The organism is Deltaproteobacteria bacterium, assembly GCA_026388545.1.
Taxonomy (GTDB): domain Bacteria; phylum Desulfobacterota; class Syntrophia; order Syntrophales; family UBA2185; genus JAPLJS01.
Genome location: JAPLJS010000092.1, coordinates 1 through 1,689 on the forward strand (window position 1 = coordinate 1; position 1,689 = coordinate 1,689).

The 1,689-nt window shown below is 46.1% G+C and carries 1 protein-coding gene and 1 rRNA gene; both read left to right on the forward strand.

Annotation, left to right across the window (positions count from 1 at the left end):
• Nucleotides 1–738: tyrosine--tRNA ligase (tyrS, locus tag NTW12_11095; protein ID MCX5846883.1), on the forward strand; the 738-nt coding region annotated here is incomplete at its 5' end.
• A 304-nt stretch (nucleotides 739–1,042) separates the two neighbouring features.
• Nucleotides 1,043–1,689 (forward strand): 16S ribosomal RNA (locus NTW12_11100); the annotation flags it as partial.

The window sequence follows — 1,689 nt, forward strand, 5'->3', positions numbered from 1 at the left end:
GATTGTGTTCTCCAGATGGGCGGGAATGATCAATGGGGGAATATGCTGGCCGGCAGCGATCTGATCAGAAGGATTGAAGGGAAAAACGCCTTCAGCATGACCTTTCCCCTCATCACAACAGCCCTCGGTCATAAAATGGGAAAAACGGAGAAGGGAACAGTCTGGCTGGATGCGGAGCTGACCTCGCCCTATGATTATTATCAATTCTGGATCAATACGGACGATGCCGACCTGGAGAGATTTCTCGCGTTGTTTACCTTTTTACCGATGGATGAAATCAGACAGGTACAGATTCTTACCGATGCCCGTTTGAATATGGCAAAAGCGGTTTTGGCATTTGAGGCGACAGTTATTTCACATGGCAGGGAGGCTGCTTTGTCTGCGTGGAAGGCTTCAGCGGCAGCTTTTGGTGTAAAGCCTGTCGATCCATCCGTCCTTCCGGCAAGCGCTATTCCAAGGGTCGAGGTAGTTCCGGACGATTCTGCTATATGCAGGATAACAATATCGAAAGGGGATCTGGAAAAGGGGATACCGGCCTATGAGTTATTTTATGAGACAAATCTCTGTGCATCGAAAAGTGAGGCCCGGAGAATCATTGCTCAGGGTGGTGGCTATGTGAATGACATTCAGATTAAATCTTTCGATGAAAAGATCGGGATGAATCACTTTGGGGAAGGCAAAAGGATATTTATCCGAAAAGGGAAAAAGAAATATTCCGTCATAGAAAAAGGAGAATAAATCGTTCCCGCGAAATGAGAATGGAATATTATCTAATAAAATAAATTGGTTATCAGTTAGTTAATTTTTTTGAAGTTTTTTCTTGACACCCGATGATAGACGATGTAGAAACCGTTTTCTTTTCTTCACGCAATCATTTTGTTGTTCATGAAACGAAATAATTCTTGACAGAAATTTTTTTTTAGCTTACATCTATAAACTCGTTTTTGAGATGTTCTTTGGAAATTGAATAGTGGGATAATTGATTTGTGGGTCCTTTTTCTTTTTTAAGAAAATGGAAAGAAATGTCTAAGCTAAGGATTAAAAACTGGAGAGATTGATCCTGGCTCAGAACAAACGCTGGCGGCGTGCCTAACACATGCAAGTCGTACGAGAAAATTCGCTTCGGCGAATGAGTAAAGTGGCGCACGGGTGAGTAACGCGTGGATAATCTACCCTTTAGCCGGGAATAACTCACCGAAAGGTGGGATAATACCCGATAAAACTGTTTTACTTCGGTGGAACAGTCAAAGATAGCCTCTGTATACAAGCCTTCACTAAAGGATGAGTCCGCGTACCATTAGCTAGTTGGTGGGGTAATGGCCTACCAAGGCAACGATGGTTAGCTGGTCTGAGAGGATGATCAGCCACACTGGAACTGAGACACGGTCCAGACTCCTACGGGAGGCAGCAGTGAGGAATCTTGCGCAATGGGGGAAACCCTGACGCAGCAACGCCGCGTGAGTGAGGAAGGTCTTCGGATCGTAAAGCTCTGTCAGGTGGGAAGAAGTGCATGGGAGTGAATAGCTGTCATGCTTGACGGTACCGCCAGAGGAAGCACCGGCTAACTCCGTGCCAGCAGCCGCGGTAATACGGGGGGTGCAAGCGTTGTTCGGAATCATTGGGCGTAAAGAGCGTGTAGGCGGCGTGATAAGTCAGATGTGAAAGCCCTGGGCTTAACCCAGGAAGTGC